Annotated in this window: 18 protein-coding genes; 16 read left to right on the top strand and 2 right to left on the bottom strand. The window is 36.0% G+C overall.

Annotated elements, in window-relative coordinates:
• Positions 1 to 293 precede the first annotated feature (293 nt).
• The 4 genes from QQZ16_RS02475 to QQZ16_RS02460 all read left to right on the top strand — a co-directional run bounded on the left by QQZ16_RS02475 (position 294) and on the right by QQZ16_RS02460 (position 3,228).
• A complete protein-coding gene (locus tag QQZ16_RS02475; protein WP_031540165.1) occupies positions 294 to 662 on the top strand; it encodes a UPF0738 family protein in 369 nt (122 codons plus the stop codon).
• A gap of 154 nt (positions 663 to 816) precedes the next feature.
• Positions 817 to 1,449, top strand: a complete 633-nt coding sequence (locus QQZ16_RS02470; RefSeq protein WP_031540164.1) for a GTP pyrophosphokinase — start codon at positions 817 to 819, stop codon at positions 1,447 to 1,449.
• Between the two features lie 66 nt (positions 1,450 to 1,515).
• On the top strand, positions 1,516 to 2,310 hold the full coding sequence (locus QQZ16_RS02465) for an NAD kinase (protein WP_031540163.1): 795 nt from the start codon (positions 1,516 to 1,518) through the stop codon (positions 2,308 to 2,310).
• 21 nt (positions 2,311 to 2,331) lie between these two features.
• Positions 2,332 to 3,228, top strand: coding sequence for an RluA family pseudouridine synthase (locus QQZ16_RS02460; protein ID WP_031540161.1), 897 nt, complete (start codon positions 2,332 to 2,334; stop codon positions 3,226 to 3,228).
• A gap of 37 nt (positions 3,229 to 3,265) precedes the next feature.
• Here QQZ16_RS02460 and prpE read toward each other — a convergent pair whose 3' ends face one another.
• Complete coding sequence (gene prpE / locus QQZ16_RS02455) at positions 3,266 to 4,030, bottom strand: bis(5'-nucleosyl)-tetraphosphatase PrpE (protein WP_251628606.1); 765 nt, start codon at positions 4,028 to 4,030, stop codon at positions 3,266 to 3,268.
• 927 nt (positions 4,031 to 4,957) lie between these two features.
• Here prpE and mgtE point away from each other — a divergent pair.
• From mgtE to QQZ16_RS02430, 5 genes are all read left to right on the top strand, one after another.
• Positions 4,958 to 6,328, top strand: a complete 1,371-nt coding sequence (mgtE, locus tag QQZ16_RS02450; protein ID WP_284561062.1) for a magnesium transporter — start codon at positions 4,958 to 4,960, stop codon at positions 6,326 to 6,328.
• A 21-nt stretch (positions 6,329 to 6,349) separates the two neighbouring features.
• A complete protein-coding gene (locus QQZ16_RS02445; RefSeq protein WP_284561061.1) occupies positions 6,350 to 8,200 on the top strand; it encodes a monovalent cation:proton antiporter family protein in 1,851 nt (616 codons plus the stop codon).
• Between the two features lie 750 nt (positions 8,201 to 8,950).
• Entirely contained in the window at positions 8,951 to 9,724 is a 774-nt protein-coding gene (gene fabI, locus QQZ16_RS02440) for an enoyl-ACP reductase FabI (protein ID WP_251628608.1), read from the top strand.
• A 491-nt stretch (positions 9,725 to 10,215) separates the two neighbouring features.
• Positions 10,216 to 10,725, top strand: coding sequence for a CotO family spore coat protein (locus QQZ16_RS02435; protein WP_284561060.1), 510 nt, complete (start codon positions 10,216 to 10,218; stop codon positions 10,723 to 10,725).
• A 308-nt stretch (positions 10,726 to 11,033) separates the two neighbouring features.
• Positions 11,034 to 11,327, top strand: a complete 294-nt coding sequence (locus QQZ16_RS02430; protein ID WP_031536791.1) for an RNA polymerase alpha subunit C-terminal domain-containing protein — start codon at positions 11,034 to 11,036, stop codon at positions 11,325 to 11,327.
• A 393-nt stretch (positions 11,328 to 11,720) separates the two neighbouring features.
• On the opposite strand, the gene QQZ16_RS02425 is transcribed toward QQZ16_RS02430, so the two are convergent.
• Positions 11,721 to 12,209 carry a CotY/CotZ family spore coat protein gene (locus tag QQZ16_RS02425; RefSeq protein ID WP_031536792.1) on the bottom strand — a complete coding sequence of 163 codons (489 nt, stop codon included), beginning with the start codon at positions 12,207 to 12,209 and terminating at the stop codon, positions 11,721 to 11,723.
• A gap of 160 nt (positions 12,210 to 12,369) precedes the next feature.
• Between QQZ16_RS02425 and QQZ16_RS02420 the strand changes: the two genes are divergently transcribed.
• The 7 genes from QQZ16_RS02420 to QQZ16_RS02390 all read left to right on the top strand — a co-directional run bounded on the left by QQZ16_RS02420 (position 12,370) and on the right by QQZ16_RS02390 (position 16,276).
• Positions 12,370 to 12,726, top strand: coding sequence for a DUF1360 domain-containing protein (locus tag QQZ16_RS02420; protein WP_235252272.1), 357 nt, complete (start codon positions 12,370 to 12,372; stop codon positions 12,724 to 12,726).
• A 407-nt stretch (positions 12,727 to 13,133) separates the two neighbouring features.
• Positions 13,134 to 13,589: a YhcN/YlaJ family sporulation lipoprotein gene (locus tag QQZ16_RS02415; RefSeq protein ID WP_284561059.1), complete on the top strand. Its 456-nt coding sequence runs from the start codon at positions 13,134 to 13,136 to the stop codon at positions 13,587 to 13,589.
• 11 nt (positions 13,590 to 13,600) lie between these two features.
• A complete protein-coding gene (gene spoVAC / locus QQZ16_RS02410) occupies positions 13,601 to 14,083 on the top strand; it encodes a stage V sporulation protein AC (protein ID WP_031536795.1) in 483 nt (160 codons plus the stop codon).
• On the top strand, positions 14,083 to 15,093 hold the full coding sequence (gene spoVAD, locus QQZ16_RS02405; RefSeq protein ID WP_284561058.1) for a stage V sporulation protein AD: 1,011 nt from the start codon (positions 14,083 to 14,085) through the stop codon (positions 15,091 to 15,093). The genes spoVAC and spoVAD overlap by 1 nt, the downstream gene beginning before the upstream one ends.
• Positions 15,094 to 15,164: 71 nt before the next feature.
• A complete protein-coding gene (gene spoVAE, locus QQZ16_RS02400) occupies positions 15,165 to 15,521 on the top strand; it encodes a stage V sporulation protein AE (protein WP_031536797.1) in 357 nt (118 codons plus the stop codon).
• A 191-nt stretch (positions 15,522 to 15,712) separates the two neighbouring features.
• The gene (locus QQZ16_RS02395; protein ID WP_081836596.1) at positions 15,713 to 15,832 is read left to right on the top strand and encodes a YjcZ family sporulation protein; all 120 of its coding nucleotides are present in this window, start codon (positions 15,713 to 15,715) and stop codon (positions 15,830 to 15,832) included.
• A 189-nt stretch (positions 15,833 to 16,021) separates the two neighbouring features.
• Positions 16,022 to 16,276: a stage VI sporulation protein F gene (locus QQZ16_RS02390; protein WP_031536798.1), complete on the top strand. Its 255-nt coding sequence runs from the start codon at positions 16,022 to 16,024 to the stop codon at positions 16,274 to 16,276.
• Positions 16,277 to 16,326 lie beyond the last annotated feature (50 nt).

The raw sequence follows: 16,326 nt of genomic DNA, 5'->3' as shown, positions 1-16,326 counted from the left end.
TAAGTCAACATCGGCTCACTGTCGCTCACCGTGTTTCCTTTATCTCTCCATCCCACACGCCCCTAAACGGGAACCTTGCGCTTTTCTATTTGTCTAGCTCCAGGCACCCAGGGGCAGATGGGCTTCGCGTCCGTTCCCTACGATAAGTCAACATCGGCTCACTATCGTTCACCGTGTTTCCTTTATCTCAGGAAAGGTCGCTCCATCCCACACGCCCCTAAACGGGAACCCTGCGCTTTTCTATGATATTTCTTTTGGTTGTGGTAAAATAATGCATAGTTGGAGGGTGAATGATGAAACAAAAATGGAAGATTACAGAGAGTATTGTAAGAGAAAATGAACTGGTATTTCAATTGCAGGAGGATGCGAATTTAGAGAACACAAAGGCAAGTGGTCAAATGCTGGTTGACTCTGATTCTCTTGCGTTTATATATTTACTTGAAAAAGAAAATGAATATGTTTATCTAGAAATTCCAGAAATGGTGTGGAAGGATTGTAAAGTGGCATTAGAAGCAAATAATGCATTCTTTATTAAGGCTTTAAATGGGGAATTATTGCTTGAGAATTTTAAAGAGGAATTGGAATATTTAATTGAAAATATTCGAGGAAATGGAAATTATGGAGAGGATATGGAAAAAGCGGTTTCATCCGTTTTTCTATAAAATTTGTTGATTAGTTTTGGCAGGTACAACGGCACAGTGAATGGGATAAATTAGGTGCTAGTCTTCCTGTATAGAGAACAAGAATAAATTAACAGATTTTCTATAAGTGAAATACCTCGTCTCAAAAAGAAACCTTGGAAATGAGGTGTTATATATGAAACAGTGGGATCAATTTTTGGCTCCCTACAAACAGGCAGTGGATGAATTAAAGGTTAAACTAAAAGGAATGCGACGACAATTTGATCATGAAGAGGAGCATTCTCCAATCGAATTTGTAACAGGGCGCGTAAAGCCGATTGCAAGTATATTAGATAAGGCGAATGAAAAAGGAATTCCTTTAGACAAATTAGAAACGGAAATGCAAGATATTGCAGGACTTCGTATGATGTGTCCATTTGTTGACGATATTATAAGAGTAGTTGAACTATTAAGACAAAGAAATGATTTTGAAATTGTAGAAGAAAGAGATTACATATTACATAGTAAAGAAAGCGGCTATCGTTCCTATCATGTGGTAATTGTCTATCCAGTACAAACCATTACTGGGGAAAAGAAGCTCCTAGTTGAGATCCAAATTCGTACCCTTGCGATGAACTTTTGGGCGACGATTGAACATTCACTGAATTATAAGTATAAGGGCCAATTTCCCGAAGATATTAAAATGAGGTTGCAGGGAGCTGCTGAAGCAGCCTTTCGTTTAGATAAAGAAATGTCCTTAATCCGTGGAGAAATTCAAGAAGCACAAGCTTTCTTTAATCGAAAAAAAGAAAATGACAAGAATAGTTAGTATTTTTTTCCTAAGTTAAAAATATATATTCTGCATTTCTAAACTGAGAAGAGGAGCTACTAAACAATGAAATTTGCCGTAACCTCAAAGGGTGATTCAAAATCCGAAAACTTAGTGCAAATAATCAAACAATACTTACTTGATTTTGAACTTCAATATGATGAAGAAGAGCCAGATATTGTTATCTCTGTAGGGGGAGATGGAACACTTCTATATGCATTTCATCGCTACAGCAATCGTTTAGACAAAACAGCATTTGTTGGTATGCATACAGGTCATTTAGGATTCTATGCAGATTGGACTCCAGCTGAATTGGAAAAACTAGTGATTGCGATAGCGAAAACGCCTTATAACATCATTGAATATCCAATATTGGAAGTGGTTGTACGATATCAGAACGAAGAGAAGGAAACGAGATACTTAGCATTAAATGAATCAACGGTGAAAAGTATAGAAGGAACCTTTGTCATGGATGTGGAAATGAGCGGCAAGCATTTCGAGCGGTTTAGAGGAGATGGTCTTTGTGTCTCAACACCTTCTGGAAGTACTGCCTATAACAAAGCATTAGGTGGGGCAATTGTACATCCTTCCATTGAAGCCATTCAGCTGGCAGAAATGGCGTCCATTAATAATCGTGTTTTTAGAACGGTTGGCTCCCCATTGATTTTACCAAAACATCATACATGTGTTTTAAAGCCAGTTAATGAACCGAATTTTCAAATTTCGATTGATCATTTGAATCTATTACATAAAAAAGTACATTCGATTCAATATCGTGTAGCAGAAGAAAAAGTACGGTTTGCAAGATTTCGTTCGTTCCCATTTTGGAAACGAGTACATGATTCTTTCATTTCTGAATAAGAAATAGACAGGAGCGATAGTTTGAGCTTTTTGTTAGAGTGGGTTATACAGCATGAAGCAGGCATTACCATTAAAGAATTTTTGAAAACACAATGTATCTCAAAGGCAGCTTTAACAGATATAAAGTTTAAAGGTGGAAAAATCCTGGTAAACGATCAAGAAGAAAACGTTCGCTATTTTTTAAAAAGGGATGATCATTTAGTTGTTCTCTTTCCGCCTGAGTTGCCTAGTAGTGGATTAACACCAGAATCCATTCCTTTAAACATAATCTTTGAGGATGAGTATATTCTTATCGTGCAAAAAAATGCTAGGATGAATACGATCCCTTCAAGAGAGCATCCTACAGGCAGTTTGGCAAATGCCTTAGTTGATTACTATAAAAAGCAGGGCATTGAAGCAACAACTCATATTGTTACACGCTTAGATCGAGATACATCAGGATTAGTACTTATTGCGAAGCATCGCCATATTCATCATTTACTGAGTGAGCAACAAAAAACTGGAGATGTAAAAAGAAAATATATCGCTATTGCAGAAGGGGAAATTTCTCCCTTACGTGATATAATTAATGAGCCAATTGGCAGGTGCCAAGACAGTATAATTAAAAGAGAAGTTCGAGAAGATGGGCAAACAGCCATTACCCATTATCAAGTCTTATCACAGGATGTAGATTATTCTATAGTAGAATTAACACTTGAGACAGGAAGAACTCATCAAATACGAGTACATCTTTCTTATAAAGGACACCCACTTCATGGGGATGACTTATATGGTGGGAAAAGAATCGATATTGATCGGCAAGCATTACATTGTTTTTTTATTAAATTTACACATCCAGTTTCAAAACAAACAATGACTTTTACAATTGATCTCCCGGACGATATGAAAAGGTTGAAGCAAAAAATGACAAAGAGTTAAGGATCGAAGACAGATCTCTAACTCTTTATTAATTCACTCACCTATCCTTGTTTCCTACTACCTCTTCATCAAAAGTACGGAATTTCTCTGCAAAAAAAGGCATACTGGATGGGACAGATTCGCTAGTTAGTTCTGGATATTTTAGTGCTGTTAATTTTCCTCCAAATACTGCGCCTGTATCAATGTTATAGGTACGATGGATTTCTCTTACATTGCTTACTGGTGTATGACCATAAACAATGATGGATTTTCCTTTATAATATTTAGCCCAATCTCTTCTTACAGGTGAACCGTCTCCATGTACCTCGCCTGTGATATCCCCATACAGTACGAATGTTTTTACTTTATTATGATATTGGCCAATGTAATCCTCCCGAATGCCAGCATGAGCAATAACAAGCTTTTGATTGTCAAGCACATGATATAATGGTGCATTCTCATATAATTCATTAAACATTTTTCTTATTCTTTCCTGTTCTCTTTTATTTAATTGCTTCCATTCTTCTACGGTTGTTTCTAGACCATGGGCAATTTTCACATTTCGTCCTAAGAAAAAACGATACAATTTATCGCAATGGTTTCCAGGTACGTAATAAGCCAAATCCTTTTTGAGTAATAAATAAACAGTTTCTATTACAGCTAAGGAAGCAGGGCCGCGATCTGTTAAATCTCCAACAAACGCTAGTTTTCTCCCTGCTGGATGCTGTGGATAATTCTGATCCCATCTATAACCTAATTTCTCTGTTAAAAGTTTAAACTCCTCATAGCACCCATGAATATCTCCAATGATATCAAGCTTCATAAAATCCCTCTCTCCTTTATTCTCTTTTTTACTATACCCAATTGCTTTAGAGAGCATTTTGTTAATTGTTTCTGCTTTTGGGGAAAGATAAAAAAATAAAAGTGTCATGTCTAAATAAAAGACAAATCGTTAATCTTTTGTTACTATAAAAATCATATTGAAATTTTGAGGGCACTGAAAAAGTCTAGTTCTCCAAATTAAATGAGGTTTTATTTATTTGAAAGCAAATAATAAGTTGGTTTGGAGAGGTGTCCGCTCGACTCCTACGGGAGATGCGAGAAAGTCCGAGACCCTGCAGGAGCGTGAGCTGTGAAGCGGCTCGGCGCTCGCCCCGTGGAAAGCGAGCGGTAAGCCTCGGAAAACAAAAGCCTACACTAAGTTAGAATGGTTTGGTAACTACCGATTTACCAGGTAATTCACTTTTTCAGTGGCCACAAATTTTTAGGCTGATTTTTAAAGGCAGTTTTCTAAAAGATTGTTGTTTTTTCAATAGGAAAAAAGAATAAGTTGGAAAAATAGAGTAGCCGTAATATACGTAGACTCCAGTGGGATTATCGAGAGAGACGCTATTAAGATTCTGCATGAGCATAACGAGGGCACTGAAAAAGTATAGTTTCTCCAAATTAATTAAGGGTTTATTTATTTGAAAGCGAATATTAAGTTGGTTTGGAGAGGCGACAGCTCGACTCCTATGGGAGCTACGAGAAAGTCCGAGACCCTGCAGCAGGAACGTAGTAACGAAGCGGCTCGGCGCTCGCCCCATGGAAAGCAAGCTGTCGCCTCGGAAAACAAATGAAATACCCAAATTTAAAAGTCGGCCACCAACAATTATGATTAAATTGCAGTTACAAACTTAAACAGCCTTTTTAAAAGCTTATTGCTTTGACAAAGAAAAATAGCCAATTTTAAAAGAGAGGAGGAAGACAAGTGTCAGAGAAAAATTTAACGAATGAAGCACAGCGTAATGTAATTCTCCATTCTTTACAAAATGAAAACTTACAGGAATTTCGTAAAAATTTCCTTGAATTACATCCTTATGACCAAGCTTCATTTTTTAAGGAAATGGAGATAGAAGAGAGAACCAAAGTTTTTGAATACTTAGCTCCAAGTGAAATCGCAGAAATGTTTGAGAACTTAGAAATGGATGATTGGGAATATCAAGAGATTTTTGCTAAACTTATCCCTGATTATGTAGCAGACACTTTAGCAAATATGTCTGTAGATGATGCTGTAGATATATTAAATGTATTAGAAAAAGAGCAAGTAGAAAGCTATTTGGCAATAATGGGGCAACCAACTGCAACGAGCATTAAAGCACTTATGCATTATGAAGAGTCGACTGCTGGAAGTATTATGACAGTAGACTATATAAGTTTATCTGCAGAACAAACGGTAGAGACTGCTATGAATATTTTAAAAAGAGAGGCACCCAATGCAGAAACTATTTATTATATTTATGTAGTTAATGACCAAAAACAATTAGTTGGCGTGGTTTCTTTACGAAGTTTAATTGTTAGTGGGAATCAAACGCTTATCAAAGATATTATGAATGACAGAATCTATTCTGTCTCTGTAAGTGAGGATCAGGAAGAAGTAGCTAGAAAAATGCAAGACTATGACTTTTTAGCCTTACCTGTTATTGATTTTCAAAAAAGATTGCTTGGGATTATTACAATTGATGATATTGTCGATGTTATGCAAGAGGAAGCTTCAGAGGATTATTCAAAATTTGCTGCGGTTTCCAATATGGATTTTGTTGACCAGCATCCTTTCTCTGCAGCAAAAAAAAGGCTCCCATGGCTAATTATTTTATTATTTCTTGGCATGTTTACTGCAAGCCTTATTGGTCGATTTGAAGAAACACTCAATCAAGTAGCAATCCTTGCTGTATTTATTCCACTGATTGCTGGAATGGCTGGGAATACAGGAACGCAAGCTTTGGCAGTTGCTGTACGTGGGATAGCCACAGGAGATATTGGCAAGGAAAATAGCTGGAAGCTAATTGTAAGAGAAGCAGGGACTGGGCTCATTACTGGAACGATATGTGGCATACTGGTTACGATTGTGGTGTATGTATGGAAGGGTGATTTATTTCTCGGAATTCTAGTTGGAGTTTCAATCCTTGGAACACTGATAGTAGCAACGATTGCTGGTGCAATCATCCCTCTTATTATGCACAAATTTAATATAGACCCAGCTGTGGCCTCAGGTCCATTTATTACAACAATTAATGACATTATTAGTATTTTGATTTATTTTGGTATGGCAACTATGTTTATGAGTTATTTAACGAATTAGAGGAAAAAAGGAGGGATAGCGATGGAACATGGTGCTTCTTTCGCATCACTAGTTATCGTAGTTACGGTGGCTCTATTAACACCAATTATTTTGCAACGACTAAAATTGAATATTATTCCCGTAGTTGTGGCAGAAATTCTGATGGGTTTAATTATCGGGAAAAGTGGGTTTAACCTTGTAGAGCAAGATATGTGGCTAGAAACTCTATCGACTTTAGGGTTTATCTTTTTAATGTTTTTAAGTGGTTTAGAGATAGATTTTTCTGCTTTTTCAAGTAGAAAAAAAAGAGAGACATTGCCTAATGGGAAATTAGAGCCTAAATCATTTCAGACGGCAATGATTATTTTTGTGGCAATTCTCCTTCTATCAATCGGATTAAGTTTCTTATTTGTACTAGCTGGATTTGTTGATAGTGCATTCTTAATGACCATTATTATCGCAACTATTTCTTTAGGAGTAGTAGTTCCAACTTTAAAAGAAGCAAACATCATGAAGTCCGTTATTGGGCAAATTATTTTGCTTGTAGCAGTAATTGCTGATTTAGTCACAATGATTTTACTTGCTGTATTTGCTTCTATTCATGAAACAGGAGGGAATACTTGGCTATTATTAATTCTTTTTATAGCAGGTTTAATTCTTTACTTTGTTGGTAGAAAAATAAAAAATAATAAATTTATGGACACTCTTTCTAGAGGAACAGTACAAATAGGCACAAGAGCAGTATTTGCACTAATCATTTTTCTTGTCGCTTTATCAGAATCTGTTGGAGCAGAACATATTTTAGGTGCTTTCTTAGCAGGAGTACTTGTGTCCCTATTATCACCAAATGAAGAATTGGTTCACCAGTTAGATTCATTTGGTTATGGATTTTTAATACCTATTTTCTTTGTGATGATTGGTGTTGAAATGGATATCTGGTCGTTATTTACAGATCCTAAACTATTATTATTTATTCCTTTACTATTAATGGCTTTATTAGTAAGTAAGCTGTTACCAGTCTACTATTTAAAAAAATGGTATGATACAAAAACGATTGTGGCTTCTGGATTTTTATTAACATCTACTTTGTCCCTCGTTATAGCTGCATCTACAATTGGAGAACGTTTAAATATAATAACACCTCAAATGAGTGGAATCTTTATTTTGGTTGCCATTATATCTTGCATTATTTCGCCGATTTTGTTCAAGAAAATGTTCCCAAAAGATGTAGCACAAGAAAAAGTGATAAATGTTTCTATTATTGGAGTAAATCAAGTTACTATGCAAGTTTACCAAGAATTGAAATCATCTCTTTATAATGTAACTTTCTATCATAAAAAACAAGAAAAGCAAGATTTTCAAATTGCAGACTCTTTATTTGAAATCATTGAGTTGAACAATTATTCAGAGGAGATTCTACGACAAACAGATATTTGCTCAGCAGATATAGTTGTGATTTCGACAGGAGATTCCTTCTTAAATGCTGAAATGAGTCTCTTGATTAAAAGAGCAGGGGTAGATCGAGTGATTTGTCGTGTGGAAAATATGGAGATGGAGGAGGAATTACGCAGAGAAGATATAGAAGTATTTTCTATGTTGACATCTACGAAAGCATTATTAACTGCATTAATTCAGTCTCCAAATATATTTGCACTACTTGGAAATACAGAGACATCCCTACATGAAATAATATTAAGAAACAAAGAATTTGAAGGAATGTCTTTGAGATCATTCCCGTTTACTGGAGATGTCATTTTCGTCCGAATCTTTAGAGGATCTGATTTTGTCATCCCTCATGGAGATACAGAGTTACAACTTAATGACCATCTACTTGTAACTGGATCACATGAATATGTAACAGAATTAAAGAGACAGTTGGAATTTAAATTTTAATTAAGTATCGTTAGGTTATTATAGGCGGGTAAATTATTTAATAATTTTTGCAGTATGAGAAAGGCTTGAAAGGTAAAGGAAAGACGACGGTGTCAGTGCCCATTTCAGCAAAAAGAAGGACAAAAGGGTAACAGAGAAAGCGCCTCTAAGCCCTTTTTAGTAAAAAGAAGGACAAAAGGGTAACAGAGAAAGCGCCTCTAAGCCCTTTTTAGCAAAAAGAAGGACAAAAGGGTAACAGAGAAAGCGCCTCTAAGCCCTTTTTAGCAAAAAGAAGGACAAAAGGGTAACAGAGAATACGTCTCTAAGCCCTTTTTAGTAAAAAGAAGGACGAAAGGGTAACAGAGAAAGCGCCTCTAAGCCCTTTTTAGCAAAAAGAAGGACAAAAGGGTAACAGAGAATACGTCTCTAAGCCCTTTTTAGTAAAAAGAAGGACGAAAGGGTAACAGAGAAAGCGCCTCTAAGCCCTTTTTAGTAAAAAGAAGGACAAAAGGGTAACAGAGAAAGCGTCTCTAAGCCCTTTTCAGCAAAAAGAAGTACAAAAGGGTAACAGAGAAAGCGCTTCTAAGCCCTTTTTAACAAAAATGCTAAGCTAAAATCCCAAAAAAGCAACAGATAATAACGACGATACGGTAAGCTAATGACAAAAATGACGAAAGTGCCTATTGTATGAGTGCTTTCTTTTTTTATTTTTTTGTAGTAAAATTAGTACTAGGTACTAATAACTTGTAATAGTATATAGGAGGAATAAGAATGACTTTTTCATTAAAGGGCAAAACCTATGTTGTCATGGGTGTTGCAAATAAAAGAAGTATTGCGTGGGGAATTGCAACTTCCTTGCATAAAGCTGGTGCTCGATTAATTTTCACTTATGCAGGGGAAAGATTAGAAAAAAGCGTTCGTGACCTTGTTGCTACTCTAGATTCATCAGATAGTATTGTATTACCTTGTGATGTTACTAATGATCAAGAAATTGCCACTTGCTTTGAAGCAATAAAAAAAGAAGTTGGGACAATTCATGGGATTGCTCACTGCATCGCTTTTGCTCATAAAGAAGAATTACAAGGCGACTATATGAATACAACAAGAGACGGTTTTTTACTTGCGCATAATATTAGTTCCTATTCATTAACCGCGGTTGCTAAAGAAGCAAAAGGCTTAATGACAGAAGGCGGAAGTATTGTTACATTAACTTATTTAGGCGGAGAGCGTGCAATTAGAAATTATAATGTAATGGGTGTTGCAAAAGCTTCCTTGGATGCAAGTGTTCGTTATTTAGCTGCTGATTTAGGAAAAGAAGGTATTCGTGTAAACTCTATTTCCGCAGGGCCAATTCGCACATTATCTGCAAAAGGAATTAGTGATTTCAATTCCATTTTAAAAGAAATCGAGGAGCGTTCTCCACTTAGAAGAACAACAACTCCAGAAGAAGTAGGGGATACAGCATTGTTCTTGTTTAGTGATCTAGCAAGAGGAATAACTGGAGAGAATATTCATGTAGATTCAGGTTTCCACATTGTTGGTTAATTCAATTAAAGAGGCTGGGACATAAACATTTCAGCTAACAATAAATACGAACGATTATGCGGTAAGTTTACATAATCGTTCGTATTTATATTTTAGAAAAAGGTTTAAAAATGAAGTGAAATGGAGCGGAGGACGGTCGACTCCTGCGGGAAATAGAGGAAAGGCTGAGACCCCGCAGCGCAACGAGGAGGCTTAGCTTCCTCCCCGCGGAAAGCGACCATCTGTAGCGCAATGGAACGACTATATTTAAAAGCATAGATAACCATCTTGAGAAAGTAGCTTTATTTAAGAGCTAAATTAGAGATTGTTCGTCTTTAAAGATTAGTTATTTAGTTTTGTCCCAGCCTTTTATTTTTTGACCAAACCACTTCGTCTTTCCACATACACTTCTTTTCATTTTTTGATAATTAAAGTTACGTATTAGGCAAATCATGCATACATTAGGATGAATCCTATAAAAAATATGGTTTATGTTTTAGGAGGTGAAAATAGTGTACAGTGAGAATAGTAAGCCTTATCTTTCTCAGTCTGGTACCAAAAAGATGGAAGGCAATATGCAAGTAAGCTATTCTGCAAAAATTGCTAAACAGAAGCAATACAAAGAACTGATGGAGAAAAAGCAAAAAGAAGAAATGCTCCAAGAGATCAAAGAAACAAAAGAGCTATCAAAAGAAGGAGCGGAAAAGCAAGCCTCCACAATGAATACCCAGGAACAAATGCAAAATTATCAGGAGCAGCAAGTGGAAAAATCTCCAAGAAAACCTGCCTTTAAACGGTTAAAAAGCTTTAAAGAGATGGAGATAGTCGAGAAATTAGAGTACTTACTTAATTTTCCTAAGCAGTTGCCACCAGTCCCGTGTATTGTTATAACGGCTAATGAGAATATTCGTGGATTTATAGTTGGTTTAACAGACGGAAATGTTGATATAAAACTAATGGATCAGTCGATCGTCACCTTAAAAATCACTGCGATTCAAGAAGTAAGAATGATTGGTATTTAATTAGTTGTTCTCATTAATAAGGGAGTTATTTCAAATTAGATGGTGTATAAATATATTACATACAGTAATCTACGAAATTGGTTACTGCTAATGATATATTTATAACCGTTCATTGATTTGGAATAACTCCTTTTTCTTTTGGTAATTTATCAACATTCGGAGTTTAATGTTAATATTAAATTAAACGAATATAAAAGTATTGAATTAGGTAAACTTTGGTAGATTGAGAACTGCGGAAAAAAGGATGAATTAAATTCTTTAACTAGATATATTGAAGGAAAAAATAATAGCAAAAAGGGAGACATTTTATGACTACTTCAAAAAAAATTTTAAGAACATGCGATAAGGGACACAAATACTTTAAAAGCAGCGATTGTCCAACCTGCCCGATTTGTGAGACAGAACGCAAACCTAATAATGGATTTCTTTCATTGCTATCGGCACCAGCAAGACGTGCATTGGAAAACAATGGGATAACATCGCTGAAGGAGCTATCAAAATATAGCGAGAAAGATATTTTGCAATTTCACGGAATGGGACCAGCTTCTTTACCAAAACTTAGGTCTGTATTAAAAGAAAACGGGTTATCATTCAAAGACTAAACACAAGGATTACTAATCAAACAAGGCGTTTTTGACAAATTCAGTATTTTTTCCTCCCTATGATAGATGCCTTCTCTTGAAAAAGATTAGCTTTATAATCACCGCTTATCATACTGAGAGGGGAATGAAATGCGTTTTTGCTTTGAGATAATATGTAATTTTGAATTCTTTTTAAAAAAATTTCACCACATAATCGAAACTGCTTATTATGCGGCCCCCCTTTTATTGTCCAATATTCAACAAATTTGTGAATCGCGATGAATAGGTTTGTATGGTAACATGGTAACTCCTTTCCGTGCATAAAATGTAATGGAAAAAAGAAAGGAGTAAACATAAAAATGGAGGAGCCAGATAGACGTCCTCCGAGGGTAAAGCATATAAATTTTATCGTTATTAGTCACAAACATTTAAGTCAACGTCAGCGATACATTGAACTGCGCAGAAGCATTTTAAGTCAACTGTAATGCAGCTTGAAGTGCGAACAAAACCTTCTAATTCACAAATTTTGCTTAAATCGATTCCTTTGTGTCCAACGATATCAAGTGTTTCTCCGTCTTTACCGATTGGAGCAAGTACTCTTAATACTGCACAGCAGTTATCAAAAACATCCTCTACTCGGAAAAAGATAGAAACGCAGTTGCAGTCTGAACCTGTATAAAATGCATGGAATGGAGAGCCATCAGCAGAACTTAAAACGAATACACGAGTATCAGCTTTTTTACGCTTTGTTGGAGATACAAGTGATCCTAGTGGCTCTGAGAAACAGTTAGTTTCGCATTCGCAAGTGTCTTCAGCGTTATCTTGGATATCTTTAATGGCACGAACCACTTCGCAAACACAGCTGGATGTACCGTAAATATCTTCTTTTTTTCCACAACCCATAATTGTTTTCCTCCTTGTTTGTTTCTTTCTTTATGTTTCTTACATTACTAACATATTGCCGAAGAGCCTTATGGGTTACGGACAAACGCCTTTTTTCTCAAAATTTGGGCATCTGACTATCCGTTTACTATTTCTTGGTCGATTGGAGGGGAGAATCTAGATGGATATCCAATGGATGGAGTTTTTTTTATTAATTTTGGCAAGCTTTCGTCTAACGAGATTAATTGTTTTTGATCGAATCACAGAATCTTTCCGTAAGTTGTTTTTAGATGAAGTAGAGGAACAGAATAATGATGGGCAAACAGAAGTTTATATAGTTCCTAAATCTGGAAAAATCCGTGGTTTCTTTGGAGAGTTAATTAGCTGCTATTGGTGTACTGGTGTGTGGGTCGCAATCTTCCTTACCCTTTTATATTATATCTTTCCAAGCATTTGTGGACCTTTTGTGCTTGTCTTTGCGATAGCAGGAGGAGCTTCCTTAATTGAAGCTATCTTACAAAGAGTGTTTGTTGATTAACTGCATTAGGTAGGCTAGTTGTTTACACATGCATTTCATTCCGTCATACAATGTGTTAAGGCACGTTTGAGAACAGTGTTTTTATTCGTGTATAGATATTATTATTGGAGGGATTGAGTTGCTGGAGAAAAAAGTATTTAAAGTAAAAGGGACAGAAAAGCCGAAAGCAACAACTAAAACAAAAAAGAAAAAATCAGGATGTAATTGCGGAAAAAAATCTGCAAAATAAGGAGAATACCCGACTTTGAGCGGGTATTTTTTATTTTAAAAAAGAGTTTGTAAAAATTGGATTTTAATTGTTAGAGAAACCTCTAATAATTAAAGCTTAAAAAGAAGAAAATATAAACATCAATTCATCATTTACATAGGAAGGGAAGAATATGACGAATAAAAAGCACGCTTTTTTGATGTTGATTTTTAGCTTATGTGTTTTCTTAACTGGTTGTGAGAAAGAAACGCCGAATAGCAGATGGTCTATGCTGAAAAAGGTAGATCCAGAACCAGTTGTTATCTATACAGAATCCGACGAAGCAGGTCAAAAAGAATTGGTCCAAGGGATAAAGGAAGAAACAAATACCATTTCGTCCATTTATGATGTAGCAGTAGTTAAAGGCAAGAAGGATACGTTAGTAGCCTATAAAGTGAAACAGATGGCTCGTTTTAAAATGAAAAGTATTGAAAAAGAATTAACGGAAAAGCTGGAATCTAAATATCCAGAGGAGAAATTTACGGTTTCTAGTGACTTTAAAATTTTCTTAGAGACAATGCGCTTAAGGGATAAAATCCAAGATTCGGAATTTAGTGAAGAAAAAGCAGACAAGCGTTTGAAAGAAATTATTAAATTAAATAATGAGTTAACGTAAGGAGGGATAAAATGGCAGACAGTAAGAAAAAAAACAAAACACCAGAGCAACAGCAATATGAAAAATTTGAACAACAATATGAAACAAAACGGCCGGTTTTAAAAAATTGCATAAAAGCATTTTTTGTCGGCGGATTAATATGTATGATTGGCCAGATTATTTCTTATTTCTACATTTACTTTTTCCATTTTACAGAGCAAACATCAAGCAACCCTACAACAGCTACAGTCATATTTCTTTCGATGTTATTAACTGGTTTTGGTATTTATGATCGTTTGGGCCAGTTTGCAGGAGCAGGAAGTGCTGTACCTGTATCAGGATTTGGTAATAGCATCATTTCAGCAGCGATTGAACATCGTACAGAAGGATTTGTACTTGGAGTTGGGGGAAATATTTTTAAGCTCGCTGGTTCCGTTATTTTATTCGGTGTATTTTCAGCCTTTGTGGTCGCGCTTATTAAAACAATATTCATTCTAATGACGGGGGGATTTTAATGCTTCAAGGTAAACAGTCCTGGGTATTTCAAAATCATCCAGTAATAAAAGCTACCGGCGTATCAGGAGGTCCCTTTGAAGCAAATGGAAGGTTAGCTAATGATTTTGATATTTTACATGATGATTTATGGATGGGGAAAACCTCTTATGAACAGGCTCATCGGATCTTACTAGAGGAAGCTGCACAGACAGCTTTTAAAAAAGGGGAAGTAAAGCCAGAAGATATCCAGTTTTTTTTAGCTGGTGATTTAATTAATCAAATTACCCCTTCAAGCTTTGCGGCAAGAGACTTGAAAATCCCTTATTTCGGTTTATTTGGTGCCTGCTCTACATCTATGGAAGGTCTTGCTCTTGCTTCCTTCATGGTGAATTATCAGGGTGCTACGAATGTATTAACAGGTGCCTCTAGTCATAATGCAGCGGTTGAAAAGCAGTTTCGTTATCCAACTGAATATGGTGGGCAAAAACCACCGACAGCACAATGGACTGTAACTGGTGCAGGTGTGGCGTTAGTGACAAGTAGACAATCAGTTGGGCAATTACCTTACACAACCTCTGCCACAATTGGCAAAGTGGTTGATATGGGATTAGCAGATCCATTTAATATGGGGGGAGCAATGGCTCCAGCAGCTGTAGATACAATACTTGCACACTTTCAAGATTTAAAAATTGATCCCTCTCACTATGATTTAATTGTCACAGGTGATTTAGGAAGAATCGGGAGAGAAACCGCGATAGCTTTATTAAAAGAAAAAGGATTGAGTATAGATGAAAATAAATTTAAAGACTGTGGGTTATTGGTTTATACAAAAGATCAGCCGGTCCAATCTGGAGGAAGTGGAGCGGGATGTTCAGCAACTGTGCTCTATGGACATTTATTAAATGAAATGAAAAAAGGCACCTACAAAAGGATTCTTCTAGTCGCAACAGGTGCGCTTCTTTCCCCATTAACCGTGCAACAAAATGAAACGATACCTTGTATCGCTCACGCTGTATCGATTGAAATTTAATAAATCAGTAGGATAATTTCTTTCCTACTGATTGTCGCATGGAAGAAATATAGGAAAAAGGAGGAATAGGGATGCTCCCAATGTTTTTTTGGGCCTTTGTTATAGGAGGTATAATTTGTGTTATTGGACAGCTTATGTTTGATGTTGCTAAGCTAACTCCTGCACATACGTTAACAACATTAGTCGTAGTAGGTGCGGTACTGGATGGATTTGGATTATATGAGCCATTTGCCGATTTTGCAGGTGCAGGTGCTACCATTCCGATAACGAGTTTTGGAAATGCATTAGTACATGGAGCAATGCAAGAAGCTGAAAAGCATGGCATTGTTGGTGTATTAACAGGGATGTTTGAAGTAACGAGTTCAGGGATATCTGCGGCTATTATATTCGGTTTTATCGGTGCTCTAATTTTTAAACCAAAAGGGTAAGAATATGTGAAAATTCTTTATTTTTTGATTAATGGTAGGAAATTTATGATAGTTCCTTATGCATGGAAAGTAAAGGAATGGACACTCATGACAATCGTACATTCTATTCGTTATTAGTAGCTTGCCTATACATAAACTTCAATTCTCCATATTCTGATAATGAGTATAAGGAGAAGCGAGGTGAAGTAGGAATGTGTTATGGCGGATATGGCTATGGTGGCGGCTATAGCGGAGGAGGAATCTCTTCTTTTGCTTTAATCGTTGTTTTATTTATCTTGTTAGTAATCGTAGGAGCTAGCTTCTACAACTAATCATGGGAAAAGGGGGCTCTCTTTTAAAGAGAGCTCCTTTTATATTTTTGAATTTTAGTATGGAGCTCTCAATAGCAATAACCTGCTACGCCTCTTAATCATTTTTGCCTTTTCTCTTCACCGGGTTTTCACCTTTTTTCTATTGCTTCATACAATGTAAAGTAGCTCACCTAAGGAGGAAACACGTGTATGAACAATAATTTCTTTAAAAACATAGAATCAAAAACTGGCGTAAATATGAAAGATATTTTGGAACTAGCAAATTCCTTACAAAACGCAAATTTTAAAGATGAAAAAACAGTGAGAAGTGTTATTCGAAGAGTATCACAAATTGCTGGTAAATCTGTACCAAAGCAAACAGAGGATAAAATAGTTGAATCTATTGTAAAAGACGGCAAGCAGCTGGATTTTAATACGCTATCTAAAATGATTAACAAAAAGTAAGAGGAAAACGGGTAACTGATCAAAATCTCTGAAAAGTTACCCTATTTTTT

Origin of the sequence: Bacillus sp. T2.9-1, from assembly GCF_950097965.1 — a bacterium.
In the GTDB taxonomy this organism is placed as follows: Bacteria; Bacillota; Bacilli; order Bacillales; family Cytobacillaceae; genus Niallia; species Niallia hominis.
Note: the sequence above shows the minus strand (reverse complement) of the source record. Positions and strands in the feature narration are given on the sequence as shown.

Coding starts and splice junctions, on each gene's coding strand:
- QQZ16_RS02475 (WP_031540165.1), top strand. CDS start 294: ATGAAACAAAAATGGAAGATTACAGAGAGTATTGTAAGAGAAAATGAA.
- QQZ16_RS02470 (WP_031540164.1), top strand. CDS start 817: ATGAAACAGTGGGATCAATTTTTGGCTCCCTACAAACAGGCAGTGGAT.
- QQZ16_RS02465 (WP_031540163.1), top strand. CDS start 1,516: ATGAAATTTGCCGTAACCTCAAAGGGTGATTCAAAATCCGAAAACTTA.
- prpE (WP_251628606.1), bottom strand. CDS start 4,030: ATGAAGCTTGATATCATTGGAGATATTCATGGGTGCTATGAGGAGTTT.
- QQZ16_RS02445 (WP_284561061.1), top strand. CDS start 6,350: ATGGAACATGGTGCTTCTTTCGCATCACTAGTTATCGTAGTTACGGTG.
- fabI (WP_251628608.1), top strand. CDS start 8,951: ATGACTTTTTCATTAAAGGGCAAAACCTATGTTGTCATGGGTGTTGCA.
- QQZ16_RS02430 (WP_031536791.1), top strand. CDS start 11,034: ATGACTACTTCAAAAAAAATTTTAAGAACATGCGATAAGGGACACAAA.
- QQZ16_RS02425 (WP_031536792.1), bottom strand. CDS start 12,209: ATGGGTTGTGGAAAAAAAGAAGATATTTACGGTACATCCAGCTGTGTT.
- QQZ16_RS02420 (WP_235252272.1), top strand. CDS start 12,370: ATGGATATCCAATGGATGGAGTTTTTTTTATTAATTTTGGCAAGCTTT.
- QQZ16_RS02415 (WP_284561059.1), top strand. CDS start 13,134: ATGTTGATTTTTAGCTTATGTGTTTTCTTAACTGGTTGTGAGAAAGAA.
- spoVAC (WP_031536795.1), top strand. CDS start 13,601: ATGGCAGACAGTAAGAAAAAAAACAAAACACCAGAGCAACAGCAATAT.
- spoVAD (WP_284561058.1), top strand. CDS start 14,083: ATGCTTCAAGGTAAACAGTCCTGGGTATTTCAAAATCATCCAGTAATA.
- spoVAE (WP_031536797.1), top strand. CDS start 15,165: ATGCTCCCAATGTTTTTTTGGGCCTTTGTTATAGGAGGTATAATTTGT.
- QQZ16_RS02395 (WP_081836596.1), top strand. CDS start 15,713: ATGTGTTATGGCGGATATGGCTATGGTGGCGGCTATAGCGGAGGAGGA.
- QQZ16_RS02390 (WP_031536798.1), top strand. CDS start 16,022: ATGAACAATAATTTCTTTAAAAACATAGAATCAAAAACTGGCGTAAAT.